We start from the raw sequence: 18,209 nt of genomic DNA, 5'->3' as shown, positions 1-18,209 counted from the left end.
ATAATAAGCGGGAATCCTCGGCAATTCAATTACCGAGATGAAAGCGCAGGAGTGTGCATATTTGCACAATGCAAATAGTATAATAATTCTCATCCTTTGATAGTAATGCCGTAACCGGCATACAATAAAAGCGAAAATACGTTCGAATAATGGTTGCGCATTACATTTCAATATGATATACTATATGTATGAAAGAAAATCTAATACATTATAGAACTTGCGTGTGTAATATTAACTACCATATGGTTTGGTCGGTGAAATACAGACGGAAGATATTAACCCCAGAAGTTGAGAAATACCTACAGGAACTCGTGCAGCAGATAGCTGACGATAAAGGTTTTACCGTTCATTTATTTGAATGTGGTGAAGTTGATCATGTTCACTGTTTTGTATCAGCTCCACCAAAGCTGTCAATAACAGCCATTATCAAGTATCTGAAGGGGATCACAGGCAGGAAATTATTCGAACGTTTTCCGGAAATAAGAAACCAGTTGTGGAAGGGAGAACTGTGGAACCATTCCTATTATGTGGAAACGATCGGATCCGTATCTGAGGAAAATATTCGTCGTTATATTGAACATCAGAGCAAGTCGTATTAATTCAATGTGAATTGTAAACATTCATATGCATGGCTGTCTGAAGGGGGAAGGGGAATGCTGTTGTCGCACAGAACATCGGTCAATATCCGGCCGGAATATTCTAATATGATAGGGCATATGTGTTACGCTGCTTCCAAGCTCTGGAATGTCTGCAACTATGAACGCCGTCGATATAAAGAATTGGGGCTGGAGAAGTATCCTGACTGGTATTATCAGAAGAAAGCGCATAAAGGAGATCTGTGGTATAGACAGCTTCCGTCCCAGACAGCGCAGGAGACCTGCAAGCAGCTGGATAAAGCCTGGAAATCATTTTATGCCCTTAAAAAGACCGGCGGGATCAAAGCGCCAAATCCTCCGCGATTTAAACAGGACAATATACCGATCACTTACATGCAGATGGGAATCCGGCACGAGAAGGGTTCCGACCAATTACGGCTGTCTCTGTCAAAGGATCTGAAAAGCTATATGGAAGAAACTTACGGGATTCATGAAAAATTTCTATATCTTGAAAATAAGATTTTCAGGAACATGGATCACATAAAGCAGCTGCAGATCTATCCACCGGAAGATGGAAAATGTGACCTTATCGTTATCTATGAGGTCAAAGAGCCAGAACCGCTTTCCCTGAATGGCCATTATTTATCAATTGATCTTGGAATTCATAATCTGATGACCTGTTATGATTCCGGAAATGGAAGGAGTTTTATTCTAGGAAGAAAATATCTTTCGCTGGAAAGATACTTTCACAAAGAAATCAGCAGGGTTCAATCAATATGGTATGCACAGCAGGTGGAAAACGGCATAAAATATCCCCGATCATCGAAACACATCAAGAGGCTTTATCGGGAAAAACAGAACGCAGTAAAGGATTACCTTCATAAGGTGACCAGATGGCTTGCAGAATACTGTAGAAAAGAAGAAATAAACTGTGTAATCATAGGAGATATCCGAAACATCCGTAAAGGAAAAGATATAGGGCACAAGACAAACCAGAAGTTTCACGGACTGCCGTATAATAAACTTTATATCATGTTGGAATATAAACTAAAACTGTATGGAATATCACTGACAAAACAGGAAGAAAGCTATACCAGCCAGTGCAGCCCGTTTTCACCAGAAATATCAAAAAGATATGCAGAAGCATCAAACAGAAAAGAGCGGGGCATGTATATAACGGATGGAGTAAGATATAATGCGGATGCAGTAGGAGCATTTAATATCCTGCGTAAACATCTTTCCGTATCCGGAAAACAGAAAGAACTGTCCGTAACCGGACTAAAGAATCCAGAAATAATAAAAGTAGCTGTATAGCCGAAAGGTAAGCGGTAGTGGTGTCATGGACGCACCCTGAAAAAAGGCGGTATCCCGCCAGATTTCAGATGCTCTGGTAACTTAGTTACCGAGTAGTTCACTATTTATGATAGAATAGGAGCACTTAGCAAGGTTTTTTCAGATTTGACGGGGAGGTGCGTGTATGTTTGGAATCGGAGGATGGAAACAGGTTGGCGCGACGTTTGATATGAAACGGCAGGCGGCGATCCGGGAGCAGCTGGAACAGGCGGGAATTGAGTATCAGGTCAAGGTGCAGAACCGTCTGAAATCGGGCGTGCTTTCCGGCAATCAGCGGGCGAGGCTGGGAAGTGCGGGAGAAAATGCGGCATCGGAACGGGAATATCTGTTTTATGTGCAGAAAGCAGAGGAGGAAAAGGCGCGCCGTGTGATAGAAAGCGCCGGAAGATAAAACAGGTATTTTCTGGGAATGAAAGACCTGAATGACGAAGGAGAGAAAATGGGAGAGGGAAACTGGAACGAATCGGATCTTTGGCAGCGGGAGGCAGAAGAAAATGGTCTGCAAACGGAACCTGAGCTGCAGAATGCGGTTCAGAGTCCGAAACAAATCCGAAAAACCTGCCGCCGCGAGGTGCGCCGTGTCTGCAATGTCCTCGGCTGGGCGCTGGCATTTTTCAGTGTGATGACGGTACTTGTCAGCATACTTCTGGAAGTGGCTGGCAACGTATGGGCGGACGGAGGCGTGATTAGTACGTTTTTGAACCGGATGGTAAATGCAGCGTGGTATGAGGACGGCGGAAGCACGCTGGTCATCTATGCGCTGGTTCTTCCATTCGTATTTTTAATTCTGCGCCTTGTCCCGGAAGAACGGGCAGAGAAAATGAAGATTAGTTTCCTGCAGTTCTGTATGTTTTTTATTTTGGCACAGGGATTTGGAACTATCTTTAACCTGCTGGGAAATGCAATCAATGATGCGGTGGCGGCAAGTAGCGGCGGCGATGCATCCGCGATGAACCCGGTCAACGAGATGCTGGATTCGCTCTCGCCGGTAATGATTTTATATGTAGGGTTTTTAGGACCCATTATTGAGGAATATATCTTTCGATGGAAACTCTTAAACCGATTGCGCCGTTTTGGCGATAAGGCGGCGATCACCTACACGGCGCTGATGTTTGGTCTGATGCACGGAAATGTGACGCAGTTTCTCTATGCGGCGGTGATTGGCGTGGTTCTGGGATATGTGGCGGTGAAGACGGGACGGATGCGTTATAACTGTCTGCTACATATTTTGATCAACAGCTGGTCGTTAGTGATAGCGATGCTTGGAACACAGGATACGCTGCTGCCGCTGTTTATCACGTTTCTGATGACCGGGTTTATGGGCTGCACGATCATCGGGGCGTTTGTTCTGCTGATTTTCAATTTCCGGAAAATCCGGCTGTCCGATGGGGCACTCCCAGAGGGTGTGAAATTCCGCAATATATGTGGGGCAATGTATGGGAATCTCGGGACAGTGGCATTTATTCTGGTAAGTTTGATTACGATGGCGTTTTTCTTGTTGAGATGATGTGGTGGTCAGTTGCTGTTCACAAGCAGGCACTTTTGGAAGTGAAAGTGTCGTGTATTTCACGGGATTCTGCTTGACTTCCTACTGTGTGATTACTATAATAAATAGTAATGAATACTACGTGATGTGAATTGCGTAACGGGAGGACGTTATGTTATATAAAATTATTGGTGACAGCTGCATGGATTTGACGGAGGAACTGAAATTGGATCCGCATTTTCAGATGATTCCGCTGACCCTGCAGATAGGGGATTACAAGGTAACGGATGATGAGACATTTAACCAGAAGGAGTTTCTGGCAAAGGTAAAGGCAAGTTCCGAGTGCCCGAAGACGGCGTGTCCATCGCCGGAGAGCTTCAAGGAAGCATTTGAGGGCGAGGCAGAATATATTTTCGTGGTAACGCTTTCGAACCATCTGAGCGGTTGCTACAACTCGGCGGCTTTGGCAAAACGCCTTTATGAGGAAGAGAACGGAACGGACGGGAAGAAGATTGCAGTCATTGATTCCCTGTCGGCGTCGGCGGGCGAGTTAAATATTGCGCTGTTCATCCGGGATCTGTGCGAGAAAGGTCTTCCGTTTGAGGAGATCTGCAGGCAGACGGAGGCATATCGGGATTCGATGAACACGTATTTCGTCATTGAGACGCTTGATTTCTTAAAGAAAAATGGCCGTCTGACCGGTTTGACGGCTTTTATCGCGTCGGCGCTGAATATCAAGCCGGTTATGGGCGCGGACAGCGGTACGATCATCAAGCTTGATCAGGCGCGCGGCATGACCCGGGCGCTCGACCGGATGGCGGAGATTGCGTGCAAAGAGGGCGGCGATACCGCAAGCAAACGTCTGGTGATCGCACACTGTAATAACCCGGAACGTGCTGAGCACGTGAAAGAGATCATGTGTAAACGGGCAAACTTCCGTGAGGTAGTGATCACGAATACGGCTGGCGTTGCAACCGTGTATGCGGGCGACGGTGGAATCATTATGACACTGTAGGGAGAAAGAGTGGGTGATGACAGCTGGAAAGGTGGAAAACGCCGGACAGCTGCGATTGATTGAGGAAAAATGAAGCATACATTTTTTAGTAAATGCACGAAAATGCCGTTCAGATACCGGACGGCATTTCTTTTATCCAGAATTGGAAATTTGACAATTTTGGCAGGAATGACGCTTTTGCTTGGCGGATGCCAGGCGGGAGGTTCCATATGGAAAGAGACAATCTCATTGGAGCCAAAAGACAAAACGGTATCGGAAGAAACGCTTGATCCGGAAACAGATATAGACGGGCAGGTGGAGTCAGAACAGATAGATGGCGCGGAACTGGGGGTGGAAATGCAGGGGCAGGACGAATCTGGCAAACTTGAGGCAGAACCGGGAGAAAATGATTCAAATGAGTGTTCGCTTCTGTTTGCCGGAGATATCTATTTTTCCAACCATGTTTTAAATGCCTACGACCGTGTGGGAGGTATCGGTGGCGTCCTCGGAGAGAGTTTGCGGGAGACGATCGCGGAGTCTGATATTTTTATGGCAAACCTGGAATTTCCGTTCAGCGACCGGGGAACACAGGCGGCGGATAAACAGTTTACGTTCCGGGTATCGCCGTCCCGCGTGTCTATTTTACAGGAGATCGGACCAGACATCGTGACGGTGGCGAACAACCATGCGCTAGATTACGGCACGGACGCACTGCTGGACACGTGCGATACGCTGGACAGTGCCGGGATTTTGCATGTTGGGGCGGGAAAAAATCTGGAAGAGGCGAAACAGCCGCAGATCATTGAGAAAAATGGAAAAAAGATTGGCTTTCTGGGCGCGTCGCGCGTCTTTCCGACGGGCGGATGGGCGGCAGGATCGTCGCATCCGGGCATGTTTTCGGCGTATGACACGGCTTCGGTCGTGCAGGAGATCCAGAAGGTAAAGAAAGAGTGTGATTATCTGGTTGTCTATGTCCACTGGGGTATCGAGCGGAACACGCAGCCAGAGGCGTACCAGCGGGAGATGGGACATCAATACATCGACGCGGGCGCTGATCTGGTGGTTGGCAGCCATCCACATGTGCTGCAGGGGATTGAGCTGTATCATGGAAAATGGATTCTGTACAGTCTTGGAAATTTTGTGTTCGGAAGCTCGATTCCGGAGACAATGCTGGTGCAGGCGTCGGTAGATGCACAGGGAGAGACGGCGCTTTCAATTGTGCCTGCAACTTCATCTGCCGGATATACGAGAGAGCTGGACGTGGGGAAGAAAGAGGCGTTTTACCAGAAGATACAGGGGCTTTCGGACGGCGTGCAGATTGATGAGAGTGGAAGGGTATCAATTCAGTAAATCATAAAAATCAAATTCAATGTTAGAAATCCTGCCCCTGAAAACACCCGCTTTCCCGCAGTGCCTTGGAAAACGCATTCAAAAACGTCCGCTTATTTCCACTCCATTCCGGTGCGACCAGCAATTTTTTCGGTCCATCGCCGCTGATCCGGTGGATGACCATATCGGGCGGCAGCAGGCGGATACATTCGATCAGCAGCTCAATGTATTCGTCCATTGAAAAGACCGGAAAAGGTGCCTGTTCATAGAGCTCTGCCAGCTTCGTGCCGCGTAAAATGTGGAGAAGCTGAAGTTTGATGCCGTCGATGGCAGGCTGGAAATCGGCCAGATAGCGGACGGTATCGAGCATCTGGGCTTTTGTTTCATCAGGCAGCCCCAGAATGACATGGACGATGACGGTCAGACCGGCGGCTTTCAGTTCACGGACGGCATTTTCAAAGACCGGGAGGGAATAACCGCGCTGGATGCGCGTGGCACTTTCCTCATGGATGGTCTGAAGTCCCAGTTCCACCCAGACCGGTTTTCGACGGTTTAAGCGGGCGAGAAGCTCCAGGACATCCGGCGGCAGGCAGTCCGGGCGGGTTCCGATGGACAGGGCAGCCACGTCCGGGTGGGCGATTGCTTCGGAAAAAAGCGGCTCCAGATAGGAGACAGGCGCATAGGTATTTGTGTAGGACTGGAAATATGCGACATATTTTCCACCCTTTATTTTATTTGCGACACGCGCCTTTGCCGCTTCGATCTGTTCGGTCACGGAGGTGTGAGCCGGCTCTGCAAAATCGCCGGAACCGCCGTGGCTGCAGAAAATGCAGCCGCCCGTTCCCAGCGTACCGTCCCGGTTGGGACAGGTCATGCCGCCGTCGAGCGCCAGCTTGTAGATTTTCTGCCCGAACTGGTCTTTCAGCCATGCATTTAACGAATAGTAGGGACGACCGTCGGAGTAGCAGCGGGGCATGGAGGAATCCGGGTGTTTGCCGGAGGCGGTGGATGCAGGATGGAATGTTTCGGGTAATGATAGGTATGTTTGAGTAGTTTGCTTCATACGGACTCCTGTGTTTTACTATATAAATGAAAGCTTACCAGAACCACAGCATTTTGTAAACACACGAAAGAATATCGTATTGAGGCATTTTGAGGAAAATGATATAATGAGCGCAGAAGAAAAGAATGCGGCTGCGAAGCAGACATATTCTTTTCTTGCGCCATTAACGAACGAACAGCCATGCGAAGCAGGGCGGTAGAGCGCGATAGCGCGGGTTCGTGAGTTATGATATAATACATACAAGAAGTCAGATTGAATCAAAATATCTGAAATCATAATCATATAAAGGAAACAATTGTTCACGGGTAGGCACTTTTGGAACCGAAAGTGCCGTAAGAAAACGTGGTGGCAGCAGGAATTTGCCGTATTAAAATGCGAAGCCACGGCAAATTCCGTTACTGGGCACGTATGCGTGAACAGTAACAAACAATTTGGGGAAAAGGAGAAGGGATATGTCAGTCAAAGAAACACTGAAACAGCTGGAATCTGAGAAAACGAAAGTGCTGATGGCAGAATTATACGGGGCAGAGAAAGCGGAGGAGAACCGGGCGCGTTACCGCTATGTGGCAGAGCGCTTTGAGAAAACATATGGGGAACGTGATATCAAGCTGTTTACTTCCCCGGGACGGACGGAGATCAGCGGCAACCACACCGATCACAATCATGGCAAGGTGCTGGCGGGCAGCATCAACCTGGACTGCGTCGGCGCGGCGGCACCGAACGGAACCGACACGATCCGCATATTAAGTGAGACATTTCATCAAAATTTCAGCATCCATTTAAGCGATCTGAAACCGAGCACGGGTATGAGCGGCACCATCGACCTGACAAAGGGCATTTTAAAGGGCTTTGAGGAGAGAGGATACAAGGTCGGCGGATTTGACGCATACATTACCAGCAATGTTATCAGCGCGGCGGGCGTCAGCTCTTCGGCTTCCTATGAGATGCTGATCTGCTCTATGTTAAATACGATGTTTAACGAGGGAAAGATGGATGTTGTCACCTACGCCCACATCGGAAAATATGCAGAAAACAAGTTCTGGAACAAGGCGTCGGGTCTGCTCGATCAGATGGCATGCGCGGTCGGCGGTCTGATTACGATCGATTTTAAAAATCCGGAAGCGCCGGTTGTGGAGAAGATTGATTTTGATTTCGGCGCGCAGGATCACAGCCTGATGATTGTAAATACGGGAAAAGGCCACGCGGATCTGAGCGCAGATTATTCTTCCGTTCCAAACGAGATGAAAAAAGTAGCGCAGTACTTTGGCAAAGAGGTCTGCGCGGAGATTTCCGAGGAAGAGGTGATCGCAAACCTGGCGAAAGTGCGTGCATTTGCGGGAGATCGTTCCGTGATGCGTGCGTTCCATTTCTTTGAGGAAAATAAGAGAGTGGAGCAGGAAGTAAAGGCCCTTCGGGAAAATGATTTTGCTGCCTTTTTGGAGGGAATCACAGCTTCGGGCAATTCTTCCTGGAAATGGCTTCAGAATGTATACACGACTGCAGACGTGCAGGAGCAGGGCATCAGCATTGCACTTGCGCTGACGGAATTGTTTATCGCGAAAAAAGGACGCGGCGCGTGCCGGGTTCATGGCGGCGGCTTTGCCGGTGTTATCATGGCGATGATTCCGAACGATCTGGTGGACGAGTATACAGAATACATTGAAAATGCGATCGGAGAGGGCAATGTATACCGCATGAGCATCCGCCCGCACGGCGCGATCTGCGTGAGCGAGCGCATCTAAAAATTGGGACCTGGAAAGGCGGTGGAATTTATGGGAAATAAAAATTTGATTATCACAATCGAGAGGGAGTACGGAAGCGGCGGACGTATTGTGGGACGCAAGCTGGCAGAGGAGCTGGGGCTTCATTTCTACGACGATGAGATCTTAAAGATGGCGTCGGAGAAGAGTGCGGTCGGAGAGGAATTTTTCCGTTTAGCGGATGAGAAAGCGGGAAACAACCTGCTTCACCGTCTGGCTGGCGCGAAGAAGGCAGATGTGTTCGGAAAGCCGTCCCTGAAAGGCGATGTGACATCGCCGGATAACCTGTTTAAATTCCAGGCGATGGTGATGCGGGAGCTGGCAGAACAGGAACCGTGCGTATTTGTGGGCCGTGCGGCTGGCTATGTGCTGGATCAGGACGAGGAGATCGAAAATCTGGTCCGCATCTTTGTCTATGCCGACCGTGTGCGCCGCGTGCAGCGCGTTATGGAAGTAGACTGCATCAGTGAAGAAAGAGCGAAGAAGCGCATCCGGAAGATTGAGAATGAGCGGAAGAATTATTATAAATATTTTACTGGAAATGACTGGAAAAACATGAAGAACTACGATCTTCCGATCAATACGACCCGCCTCGGACTGGACGAGACGGCGGAGCTGATCAAGGAATATGTGAAGCTGCGCGGGTATATGAAGTAGGGAAAAATGTAAACAACCTGTCTGTGATGCAGGCTAAAAATTTCAGTTGAAGATTGTAGGAAGCAGGGCAGATTTGGAAGATGAGAAGTGCCAGCGGATCGCCAGCTCAATCAGCTCCCAGAATGCTGGGAGAGTGATTCCGGCATTCTGAAATTTCCTTTGACGACAGTAGAATCATTACGACCTTATTACAAATTATTTACGGTTTGAAGCGGCATATTGACGGTCAAAATGGAAAATGATACAATGATTTCAGAAAGAAAGGGGGAGAAAGCATGAGAAGTGCATCTGAATTTAGGCAAATGGCGCGTGAGACACTGAGCGGAAACTGGAAACTTGCGATGGGAACGGGATTAGCAGCGTCCCTGATCGGTGCGGAGATTGCCGATACGGCGCCAAATGGAATAACAGAGCTGCAAAAAGTGATACAGGCACGACCGGAAGTGAAGAATGTGCTGACGCAGGTATTTCCGATGCGCAGCATGCTTCTGCCCTGGGTGCTTTTGCTTATCTGGGGCTTGATGGTGGTTATTATTGGAGGTGCGGGGCAGATGGGATATGCCCGTTTCCATCTGAATCTGGCAGAGAAAAAGGAAGCGTCCTTTTCTGATTTATTTTCCCAGTTTTCGCGGATCACAGATGGCGTGGCGATGGTATTTGTGCGCGGCTTTTATATATATTGCTGGACCTGCCTGTTTTTCGTTCCGGGGTTTATAAAGACGTACAGCTATGCGATGACACCATATGTGCTGATGGAACATCCAGAATATTCCGCCAACGAGGCAATCACCGAGTCGCGCCGCCTGATGGATGGGAGAAAATGGAATTTATTCTGCCTGACCTTTAGCTTTATCGGCTGGCGGCTGATCTGCAGCATTCAATATATAATACCAGCGGTTCTTTTGTATACACAGGGAAGGCTCAGCGGTGTGACCGTGCTGTTTCTGGCAGTGCTGTTTCTGGCAGGGCTGATGGGACCGCTCAATATTGGCTATCTGTTTCTGCGCCCATATGAGGAGGCGGCATTTGCGGCATTTTATAGGGACGTGCGGGATGAGAAGAGGGAAATAGAAGAGATAGAAATGCAGGATAAGTGGAGTGAGAATGAGTCGGAGGAAAGTGAAAATGCGTGAACTCTGCCTATACAAAAATGAAATCATTTGCATAGAACTGTGCTTGTGTAAGGATAGACGGAACAATAAAAATCTTTGAAAATCAAATTGGCGAAAGCCCAAAATAAGAATCTGCAATCAAAAAACACCTCAGAAAGTGGTCAAAATGAAAGCTTTCTGAGGTGTTTTTTTGAGTTGTATTATTTATTTTGTTTTAGTCCATCCGTGCTTTCTCAGACAGCAAATGTTTCTGGCAATAGAAGAATGCCGGAATCAGAAATGCATCGGCGAGCAGCCATGCAAGCGGCGAGGCAAAACAGATGATGATGTAGCCAAAGATCGGCACCAGCAGGAAGCCGACCATGGCGCGGGCGATCATTTCGCAGACACCTGCCAGGATGGCGAGCAGGCTGTAGCCCATTCCCTGAATCGTGAAACGCCATACATTGACGATTGTCAGAGGTATGTAGAACAGAGAGTTGAAGGTCAGGAACTGGTGCGCCTGATGGATTACAACTGTTTCCGAGGCATCGACGAAGAGAAGCGGAATCACGCCGCCAAACACGGTCAGCACGATACACGCCGCAATGGAGTAGATGCCGCCGATGAGAGTTGCGGACCGGACGCCCTGGCGGATGCGGTCTACCTTTCCGGCACCGGCGTTCTGTCCGGCGTAGGTTGCCATCGTGCCGCCCAGCGCGTCAAACGGGCAGCAGAAGAACATGCCGATCTTCTGACCTGCGGTGACGGAGGCAACTGCGATGGAACCTAGGGAGTTGATGGCAGTCTGAATGACAACCGAGCCGATCGCGGTGATCGAGTATTGGAGTCCCATCGGCACACCCATTTTGCAGAGAATGTAAATGTGTCTGCCGCTGATGCGCGTTTCCTCACGGTGCATATGCAGAATTTCAAATTTTTTCTTCATATAGATCAGGCAGAGAATACCGGATACTGCCTGAGAGATAACAGTTGCATAGGCAGCTCCGGCGGTGCCGGTTCCGATCTGTACGATGAAAAGCAGATCCAGCGCAATGTTTAAAAGGCTGGATAAAATCAGGAAATAGACCGGCGTTTTGGAGTCGCCGAGCGCACGGATGATGCCCGCCAGCGTATTGTACAGGTAGGTCGCCGGGATGCCTGCAAATACGAAGAAAATGTAGCTGTACGCGCCGTCGATGATATTGTCCGGCGTCTGCATCCAGACGAGAATCTGGCGTGTCATCAGGCAGACGATCACGGTCATGATCACGGCAAAACAGGAGGCGACCCATCCGGCATTGGCGACGAAACGGCGCATATCCTTGTAATCCTGTGCGCCGAACCGCTGTGCAACCGGAATGGAAAAGCCGGTGCAGACGCCGATGACGAAACCGTTAATCATAAAGTTGATGGCAGAGGTGGAACCGACCGAAGCCAGCGCATCAACGCCGAGAAATTTTCCAACTATGATCGTATCGACCATGCTGTAAAACTGCTGGAATAAAAGTCCCATCAGCATCGGAACCGCAAAGCCCAGAATCAGCTTTGCCGGGCTCCCGTTTGTCATATCTTTTATGGTAGAGCGTTGCGAAGAGCGGCTCATGGAAAAACCATCCTTTCTAAAAAACGATTATAAAACTCTGAGAGTAGATTTTATAAGAAATACATAAAATTGGCAATCCGAAAAATCACGAAAAAAAGTAAAATAGAGGCACTTTTTTTTGTGATATAGAAGCGGGCTGGTCAGCACGCGGTATTTTACAATCAGTGACATACATGGTATCATAACGGGTAGAGTGATTTTTATTTCATAGGAAATTGCGTCCTATGAAACAAAAAACACTTCGCGAGGATGCGCACTCGCGCGAAGCAGAAACATGTCGCAAGCGACTGCGCGAGACGCCCGAATGTGCCAAGGCACATTCTTTTTCATATAGAACGGAAATGAGGGTAACATACATGAAGAGACTGGCGGTGGGAATCCTGGCGCACGTAGATGCGGGGAAGACAACATTATCAGAGGCGATGCTCTATGCGGGCGGCATGATCCGCCATCTGGGGCGGGTGGACAAGGGCGATGCGTTCCTGGACACATATGAATTGGAGAAAAAGCGCGGAATCACGATTTTTTCCAAGCAGGCGCGGCTTGCATGGGATGATATGGATGTGACGCTCTTGGACACGCCGGGACATGTGGATTTTTCAGCGGAAATGGAGCGGGTGCTTCAGGTGCTGGACTATGCGGTGCTGGTCATCAGCGGTTCAGACGGCGTGCAGGGGCATACAAGGACGCTGTGGCGGCTGCTGGCGCGCTATCAGATTCCGGCGTTCCTTTTTATCAATAAAATGGATCTGGCGCCGGGACGGGAACAGGAGGTCCTGCGCGATCTAAAAGAGTCGCTGGGCGGCAACTTCGTTGATTTTGGTGCGGACGGGACGGAAAGTTTCTATGAAGAGGCAGCAGTCAGCGGCGAAGCGGAATTGGAGGAATTTCTGGAGACGGGACAGGTGTCTAAAGATGCGATCCGCAGCCGGATTGCCAGCCGGGATCTGTTTCCGTGTTATTTTGGTTCGGCGCTCAAAAATACGGGCGTGGAAGAATTTATGCGCAGTTTGGAAGAATATACGCTGGAACCAGTGTATCCGAACGAATTTGGGGCGAAAATATTTAAAATTGTGCGCGACAGCCAGGGCGAACGCCTGACTTATATGAAGATCACGGGCGGCGTGCTGCATGTCAAAGACCGGATCGGCGAGGAAAAGGTAAATCAGATCCGCCTGTATTCAGGCGATAAGTATGAGGCGGTAAGCGAGGCACCGGCGGGTATGATTTGTGCGGCAACGGGACTTTTGCACACGAAACCGGGCGAGGGGCTTGGAGTCTGTGAAATGGGCGCGGAACCGGTGTTGGAGCCGGTTTTGACGTATCGCGTCGAGCTTCCGGAGGACGTGGATGCGGCGGCGATGCTGCCGAAACTGCTTCAATTAGAGGAAGAAGAGCCGGAGCTTCATATTGTCTGGGAGGAAGAAAAGAAAGAGATTCACGCCCAGATCATGGGCGAGATCCAGATGGAGATTCTGAAAAGCCTGATTGCAGAGCGTTTTGGGGTAAATGTCCGGTTTGGCGGGCGCAGCATTGTATATAAAGAAACGATCACCGATACGGTCGAGGGTGTCGGGCATTTTGAGCCACTCCGCCATTATGCGGAGGTACATCTGCTTCTGGAGCCGGGAGAACCGGGCAGCGGGCTGGTGTTTGATACCGATTGCAGTGAAGATATTTTAAGTAAAAACTGGCAGCGGCTGGTGCTGACGCATCTGGAAGAAAAGGTACACCGGGGAGTTCTGATTGGGGCGCCGATCACGGATATGAAAATTACGCTGAAATCGGGACGCGCCCATGTGAAACATACAGAAGGCGGCGATTTTCGACAGTCCGTGTACCGGGCGGTCCGTCAGGGACTGATGCAGGCGCATTCGGTGCTGTTGGAACCATTTTATGCCTTTCACCTGACGATACCGGACAAGATGGTGGGACGTGCAATGACCGATCTGGAGCGGCGGTTTGCCGTTTTTGAGGGACCGGTGCTGGAGGACGGGGAGGCAATATTAACCGGACGTGCCCCGGTATCGGCGCTCGATGGATATCAGACGGAGGTGACGGCGTACACGGGCGGATTGGGACAGATGATCTGCACGCTCGATGGCTACGGACCATGCCACAATGAAGAAGAAATCATTGCGGCAGCCGGGTATGATCCGGATGCGGATCTGGCAAACCCGAGCGGATCTGTTTTCTGTGCACACGGAGCCGGATTTGTCGTCAACTGGGACGAGGTCAAAGATTACATGCATCTGGAAAGCTGCCTGGGTGCGTCCAATGGAAAGCGGCGGATGGAGGCGATTGAAGCAGGCGCACGTTCCTCCGACGGACAGGGAGGAGGTTCTGTCGAGGAGATGTGGATTGGAACGGATGAGGTCGATGCGATTCTGGCGCGCACCTATCATGCCAATAAAAAGGAAGACGGCGGAAAACGCCGCTGGGGCGGAACCAGTAAACGACCAGTGCAGCAGTACGGCGCGGGCGTGTATGGAGAGACGGCGCGGAGACAGAAGAGCGATTCGAAAGCCGGGACAGCTGGAGCTTCGACATTTGGAAATGTGGGAAAATCAGGAGGTTCCGTGGCTGGAAATGCAGGGGGATTTGAGCATGCAGGAAAAGCGCCGGAAAGTGGCAGACAGGGCAGCAGAACTGGCAGCTCCAAAGGAAAAATGGCATCAGCGGTTCGGGAATATCTGCTGGTAGATGGCTACAACATTATTTTCTCCTGGGACGAGTTAAATGAGCTGGCAAAGATCAACATTGACAGCGCCCGTGGTAAGCTGCTGGATATTCTATGCGATTATCAGGGAAGCCGCGGTATCGAGGTGATAGCGGTGTTCGATGCTTACCGGGTGCAGGGACACCGGACGGAGGTGACGGATTACCACAACATTCATGTAGTTTTTACGAAAGAGGCGGAGACAGCTGACCAGTACATCGAGAAATTTGCCCATGAAAATGGGCGGAAATATACGGTGATGGTAGCGACCTCCGACCGTCTGGAACAGATCATCATCCGTGGGCAGGGCTGCGGGCTGTATTCGGCGCGGGATTTTGAGGAAGAGGTAGACCGTGTGAAGAATCAGACACGTGAGCATACCCACCGACCGCATAGCGGACATAAAAATTATCTGCTGGATTCGGTGCCGGAGGAGGTGCTGCGGCAGGTGAAGAAGGACGAATAATGTATAAAAAGCGGATGTTCGTATAGATTACTCGAAGGCATGAATCAGATCCTTCCGCGTAAATTCCATCAGTTCTGCCGCCGCTGCGCTCAGGCTGCCGGTTTCGATGGCGGAAAGCATGGTTCAGTTAAGGGAATATGCAGAAAAATCTGCATTGTACATTACAAGGAAAATACTCACATGTGCTGCAAAAATATTTTAAGGTATGACGAAAAGACAGAATGCACATCGGTCACGTTAAGAAATATAATAGGGATGAGATTTGAGTTGCTCGATACATGAAATCCCTGTTTCTCTTTGGGCGGAGGTTAATAGGATATTTAAGGTTGGGTCTGATAGGAGTCAGATGCCTTTGTATGAGAAGCGTGCTCTCAGTTTCGTCACCGCTGCTTTTCAGATTTGCCCTGCATCTGTAGCATAAACTGTATATGCTCCTTAAAAGCAAGTTTCAAAAAATTGAAGAGAAACCGTATATAGATAATACCTTGCCGGACTTCATTTTCGATGGAGTCCGGCGTTCTGTATCCAGAAATTGCATTTCATATGTCGGCAAAAAGTGTTACACTGTTGGATATTCTGAAAGAGCAGAAGGCAAGTAAATACTCCGGCGGGATCTACCACAAAACACAGATTGATTTGACATACTATTCCAACCATATAGAAGGAAGCCGAATGACCCACGATCAGCCCCGATATATCTTTGAAACCAGCACCATCGGTGTAGAAAAAGAAGTGCTGAACGTGGATGATGTGATTGAAACAGCAAATCACTTCTGCTGCATTGACATGATCATTGATCATGCAAAAGCAGCTCTGACGGAAAAATTCATCAAAGAGCTTCACTTGGTTTTGAAGAACGGCACCAGCGATTCCAGAAAAGATTGGTATGCGGTTGGCGATTATGAGAAACTTCCGAATGAAGTCGGCGGTATGGATACCGCCCTTCCGGAAGAAGTTGCCGATAAAATGAAGGTATTGCTGATGGAATATAATGCCAAAGAAGAAAAGACCTTTGAGGACATTCTGGACTTTCATGTGAAGTTTGAGCGGATTCATCCGTTCCAGGATGATGATGTTATAATAAGGACAAAGTTAGAGAAACCCAGTAAAATCAAGGGGTTAGCACTAATTTAGTTCTTATTTTTATACCAATTTAGCGGTGGGATAAGGCAGCGCTGTTATATCAAAACCGAAAATCCAAGTCAGTATCGCAGATAACAGATTAGAAGTAATGGGCATTGATCATGGCTGGTCGATGATGAAAACAATATCTCAGGTATTTGTCACAGGAGTTAAGGAGATAACAACAACTCCGGCACTCTTTGGTGATGTACTTGAGTATGAGGGAAAGTACTACAAGATTGGAACTGTAAGGCAGGAGGTCAAATGGTATTTCACAAAAGGTTTTGACAGATAGTTTAAGACAAATGATGAGTGATGGACTGGCATATCGCCACGATTACCATGAGCAGCCACCGAGAGTTGAATACGGATTAACGGAACTCGGAGCAAAAATGCTTCCAATTGTTAATTCACTTGCTGACTTTGGTAACTACTATAAATCACTTATTGAACAGAATTAAGTACGTTAGTATTTGAAAAGCTCGAACAATCGGAATTTACTTCTACTTAGACATACAAACTGTTGACAGCAAAACTCCTATATAGTATTATTTGATAAAATACTATATAGGAGTTTTTGTATGAAAATGAATGGCGGATTTCTTGTTACCAAAATAAAATAACTTGGAGATCGAATCTTTGAGAAGATTCTCAGCGAAAAGAATATTGATGCGTTTAACGGAGCCCAGGGGCGTATTCTTTATGTGCTGTGGCAGGAAGATGGAATCTCAATCAGATCACTCTCGATTAAATGTGGATTAGCGATAACTTCTCTTACTACGATGCTGGAAAGAATGGAAAATAAAGGGCTGATAAGACGCGTTCAGTCTGAAACGGACAAAAGGAAAACACTCCTGTTTCTGACTGAAAAAGCACATGCCTTAAAGGACGAATACGATTCTGTATCTGATAAAATGGGCAGTATTTACTACAAAGGTTTTTCGGAGGAAGAAATTACCCAGTTTGAGGAATACCTCGACCGTATCAGAAAGAATCTTGAGGAGTGGCAGAAATCATGAGTATTTGTATCAAAGATCAGATTCAAAACATGAATATCGTCATCGGATGTACAGTGGGGTGTGCATATTGCTACGCCCGCAATAATGTGAAACGCTGGCATATGATTGATGACTTTGCTGACCCTGAATTCTTTCCGGGTAAGCTCAAGATGATGGAAAAGAAACGTCCGCAGAACTTTCTTCTTACCGGCATGAGCGATCTTTCCGGCTGGAAGTCAGAATGGAGAGACGAGGTATTTGAAAAAATCCGTGAAAATCCACAGCATCAGTTCCTGTTCCTTACAAAGCGACCAGATCTGCTGGATTTTGATACAGATTTGGAAAACGCATGGTTTGGTGTTACGGTGACGAGAAAAGCAGAACTGTGGCGTATTGACGCACTACGGGAAAATGTCAGAGCAAAACACTATCATGTTACCTTTGAGCTGCTATTCGACAATCCAGGTTCAGTTGATCTTTCCGGGATCAACTGGATCGTTGTCGGCACCATGACTGGAGTTCAGAGCAGGAAGGTTCATACGGAGCCGGAGTGGGCATGGTCTCTGACAGATCAGGCGCATGCGCTTGACATTCCGGTATTTATGAAGGAAGATCTTGTCCCTATCATAGGGAATGAAAATATGATTCAGGAAATGCCGGATGAATTCAATAAAGTGTTGGAGGTACAGAGATCATGGCAGAAGTAATAAATGGAATCCTCATTAATGAGGCGGAAACAAAGAACATCATGACCAAGTCCAGTCTGCCTGTAGGCGGTTACTCGGTCAATCCATATGTAGGCTGTACACACGCCTGCAAGTATTGCTATGCTTCTTTTATGAAGCGCTTTACCGGACACAAGGAGGAATGGGGCACTTTCCTTGATGTGAAGCATTGGCCGGAAATTAAGAATCCGAAGAAATATGCCGGACAGCGGGTGGTCATCGGTTCTGTGACAGATGGCTACAA

The 18,209-nt window shown here is 48.3% G+C and carries 15 protein-coding genes and 3 pseudogenes; 16 read left to right on the top strand and 2 right to left on the bottom strand.

All coding sequences use genetic code 11. The features are described 5' to 3' along the window. The first annotated feature begins 182 nt into the window (after window positions 1-182). The 6 genes from tnpA to DWY89_RS13170 all read left to right on the top strand — a co-directional run bounded on the left by tnpA (window position 183) and on the right by DWY89_RS13170 (window position 5,779). A complete protein-coding gene (gene tnpA, locus DWY89_RS13195) occupies window positions 183-599 on the top strand; it encodes an IS200/IS605 family transposase (RefSeq protein ID WP_118524753.1) in 417 nt (138 codons plus the stop codon). Between the two features lie 105 nt (window positions 600-704). After that, window positions 705-1,910, top strand: a complete 1,206-nt coding sequence (locus DWY89_RS13190) for a transposase (RefSeq protein WP_243022835.1) — start codon at window positions 705-707, stop codon at window positions 1,908-1,910. Between the two features lie 163 nt (window positions 1,911-2,073). Continuing rightward, window positions 2,074-2,340 (top strand): DUF2007 domain-containing protein, encoded by a 267-nt coding sequence (locus DWY89_RS13185; RefSeq protein ID WP_118473033.1) that lies wholly within the window; start codon window positions 2,074-2,076, stop codon window positions 2,338-2,340. 48 nt (window positions 2,341-2,388) lie between these two features. Further along, window positions 2,389-3,456 (top strand): type II CAAX endopeptidase family protein, encoded by a 1,068-nt coding sequence (locus tag DWY89_RS13180; RefSeq protein WP_182434585.1) that lies wholly within the window; start codon window positions 2,389-2,391, stop codon window positions 3,454-3,456. Between the two features lie 151 nt (window positions 3,457-3,607). After that, complete coding sequence (locus DWY89_RS13175) at window positions 3,608-4,450, top strand: DegV family protein (protein ID WP_118524160.1); 843 nt, start codon at window positions 3,608-3,610, stop codon at window positions 4,448-4,450. A gap of 69 nt (window positions 4,451-4,519) precedes the next feature. After that, window positions 4,520-5,779, top strand: a complete 1,260-nt coding sequence (locus DWY89_RS13170) for a CapA family protein (RefSeq protein WP_243022834.1) — start codon at window positions 4,520-4,522, stop codon at window positions 5,777-5,779. Window positions 5,780-5,801: 22 nt separating this feature from the next. Here the strand turns inward: DWY89_RS13170 and DWY89_RS13165 are convergent, their stop codons facing one another. Further along, window positions 5,802-6,734 (bottom strand): TIGR01212 family radical SAM protein, encoded by a 933-nt coding sequence (locus tag DWY89_RS13165; protein WP_118524158.1) that lies wholly within the window; start codon window positions 6,732-6,734, stop codon window positions 5,802-5,804. A gap of 539 nt (window positions 6,735-7,273) precedes the next feature. On the opposite strand from DWY89_RS13165, the gene DWY89_RS13160 reads away from it, so the two are divergent. The 3 genes from DWY89_RS13160 (at window position 7,274) to DWY89_RS13150 (ending at window position 10,371) form a co-directional block, all read left to right on the top strand. Continuing rightward, window positions 7,274-8,563, top strand: coding sequence for a galactokinase family protein (locus tag DWY89_RS13160; protein ID WP_022359915.1), 1,290 nt, complete (start codon window positions 7,274-7,276; stop codon window positions 8,561-8,563). A gap of 30 nt (window positions 8,564-8,593) precedes the next feature. Beyond that, window positions 8,594-9,238 carry a cytidylate kinase-like family protein gene (locus DWY89_RS13155; protein WP_118524157.1) on the top strand — a complete coding sequence of 215 codons (645 nt, stop codon included), beginning with the start codon at window positions 8,594-8,596 and terminating at the stop codon, window positions 9,236-9,238. A 275-nt stretch (window positions 9,239-9,513) separates the two neighbouring features. Further along, window positions 9,514-10,371: a DUF975 family protein gene (locus tag DWY89_RS13150; RefSeq protein WP_118524752.1), complete on the top strand. Its 858-nt coding sequence runs from the start codon at window positions 9,514-9,516 to the stop codon at window positions 10,369-10,371. A gap of 193 nt (window positions 10,372-10,564) precedes the next feature. Here DWY89_RS13150 and DWY89_RS13145 read toward each other — a convergent pair whose 3' ends face one another. After that, window positions 10,565-11,899, bottom strand: coding sequence for an MATE family efflux transporter (locus DWY89_RS13145; RefSeq protein ID WP_243022833.1), 1,335 nt, complete (start codon window positions 11,897-11,899; stop codon window positions 10,565-10,567). 392 nt (window positions 11,900-12,291) lie between these two features. Here DWY89_RS13145 and DWY89_RS13140 point away from each other — a divergent pair, with 392 nt between their 5' ends. The 7 genes and pseudogenes from DWY89_RS13140 to DWY89_RS13105 form a co-directional block, all read left to right on the top strand. Beyond that, complete coding sequence (locus DWY89_RS13140; RefSeq protein ID WP_118524154.1) at window positions 12,292-15,120, top strand: TetM/TetW/TetO/TetS family tetracycline resistance ribosomal protection protein; 2,829 nt, start codon at window positions 12,292-12,294, stop codon at window positions 15,118-15,120. A gap of 543 nt (window positions 15,121-15,663) precedes the next feature. After that, window positions 15,664-16,254 carry a Fic family protein gene (locus DWY89_RS13130; RefSeq protein WP_333491456.1) on the top strand — a complete coding sequence of 197 codons (591 nt, stop codon included), beginning with the start codon at window positions 15,664-15,666 and terminating at the stop codon, window positions 16,252-16,254. Between the two features lie 41 nt (window positions 16,255-16,295). Next, window positions 16,296-16,507 (top strand): annotated as a pseudogene (locus DWY89_RS13125) (plasmid segregation actin-type ATPase ParM); the annotation flags it as partial. Beyond that, window positions 16,506-16,703, top strand: a pseudogene (locus DWY89_RS13120) (helix-turn-helix domain-containing protein); the annotation flags it as partial. The pseudogenes DWY89_RS13125 and DWY89_RS13120, both read left to right, overlap by 2 nt. A 174-nt stretch (window positions 16,704-16,877) precedes the next feature. Next, the gene (locus DWY89_RS13115) at window positions 16,878-17,261 is read left to right on the top strand and encodes a radical SAM mobile pair system MarR family transcriptional regulator (RefSeq protein WP_243022838.1); all 384 of its coding nucleotides are present in this window, start codon (window positions 16,878-16,880) and stop codon (window positions 17,259-17,261) included. Beyond that, window positions 17,258-17,947 (top strand): radical SAM mobile pair protein A, encoded by a 690-nt coding sequence (locus DWY89_RS13110; RefSeq protein WP_118524153.1) that lies wholly within the window; start codon window positions 17,258-17,260, stop codon window positions 17,945-17,947. Before DWY89_RS13115 ends, DWY89_RS13110 begins: the two co-directional genes overlap by 4 nt. Further along, a pseudogene (locus DWY89_RS13105) lies at window positions 17,935-18,209 on the top strand (radical SAM mobile pair protein B); the annotation flags it as partial. The gene DWY89_RS13110 and the pseudogene DWY89_RS13105, both read left to right, overlap by 13 nt.

Source organism: Clostridium sp. AF27-5AA (assembly GCF_003478415.1).
Taxonomy (GTDB): Bacteria; Bacillota; Clostridia; order Lachnospirales; family Lachnospiraceae; genus Otoolea; species Otoolea fessa.
Note: the sequence above shows the minus strand (reverse complement) of the source record. Positions and strands in the feature narration are given on the sequence as shown.

Bases quoted from the DNA above. Each gene is read 5' to 3' on its own strand.
- DWY89_RS13190 (WP_243022835.1), top strand. From the start codon at position 705: ATGATAGGGCATATGTGTTACGCTGCTTCCAAGCTCTGGAATGTCTGC.
- DWY89_RS13185 (WP_118473033.1), top strand. From the start codon at position 2,074: ATGTTTGGAATCGGAGGATGGAAACAGGTTGGCGCGACGTTTGATATG.
- DWY89_RS13180 (WP_182434585.1), top strand. From the start codon at position 2,389: ATGGGAGAGGGAAACTGGAACGAATCGGATCTTTGGCAGCGGGAGGCA.
- DWY89_RS13175 (WP_118524160.1), top strand. From the start codon at position 3,608: ATGTTATATAAAATTATTGGTGACAGCTGCATGGATTTGACGGAGGAA.
- DWY89_RS13170 (WP_243022834.1), top strand. From the start codon at position 4,520: ATGAAGCATACATTTTTTAGTAAATGCACGAAAATGCCGTTCAGATAC.
- DWY89_RS13165 (WP_118524158.1), bottom strand. From the start codon at position 6,734: ATGCCCCGCTGCTACTCCGACGGTCGTCCCTACTATTCGTTAAATGCA.
- DWY89_RS13160 (WP_022359915.1), top strand. From the start codon at position 7,274: ATGTCAGTCAAAGAAACACTGAAACAGCTGGAATCTGAGAAAACGAAA.
- DWY89_RS13155 (WP_118524157.1), top strand. From the start codon at position 8,594: ATGGGAAATAAAAATTTGATTATCACAATCGAGAGGGAGTACGGAAGC.
- DWY89_RS13150 (WP_118524752.1), top strand. From the start codon at position 9,514: ATGAGAAGTGCATCTGAATTTAGGCAAATGGCGCGTGAGACACTGAGC.
- DWY89_RS13145 (WP_243022833.1), bottom strand. From the start codon at position 11,899: ATGACAAACGGGAGCCCGGCAAAGCTGATTCTGGGCTTTGCGGTTCCG.
- DWY89_RS13140 (WP_118524154.1), top strand. From the start codon at position 12,292: ATGAAGAGACTGGCGGTGGGAATCCTGGCGCACGTAGATGCGGGGAAG.
- DWY89_RS13130 (WP_333491456.1), top strand. From the start codon at position 15,664: ATGTCGGCAAAAAGTGTTACACTGTTGGATATTCTGAAAGAGCAGAAG.
- DWY89_RS13110 (WP_118524153.1), top strand. From the start codon at position 17,258: ATGAGTATTTGTATCAAAGATCAGATTCAAAACATGAATATCGTCATC.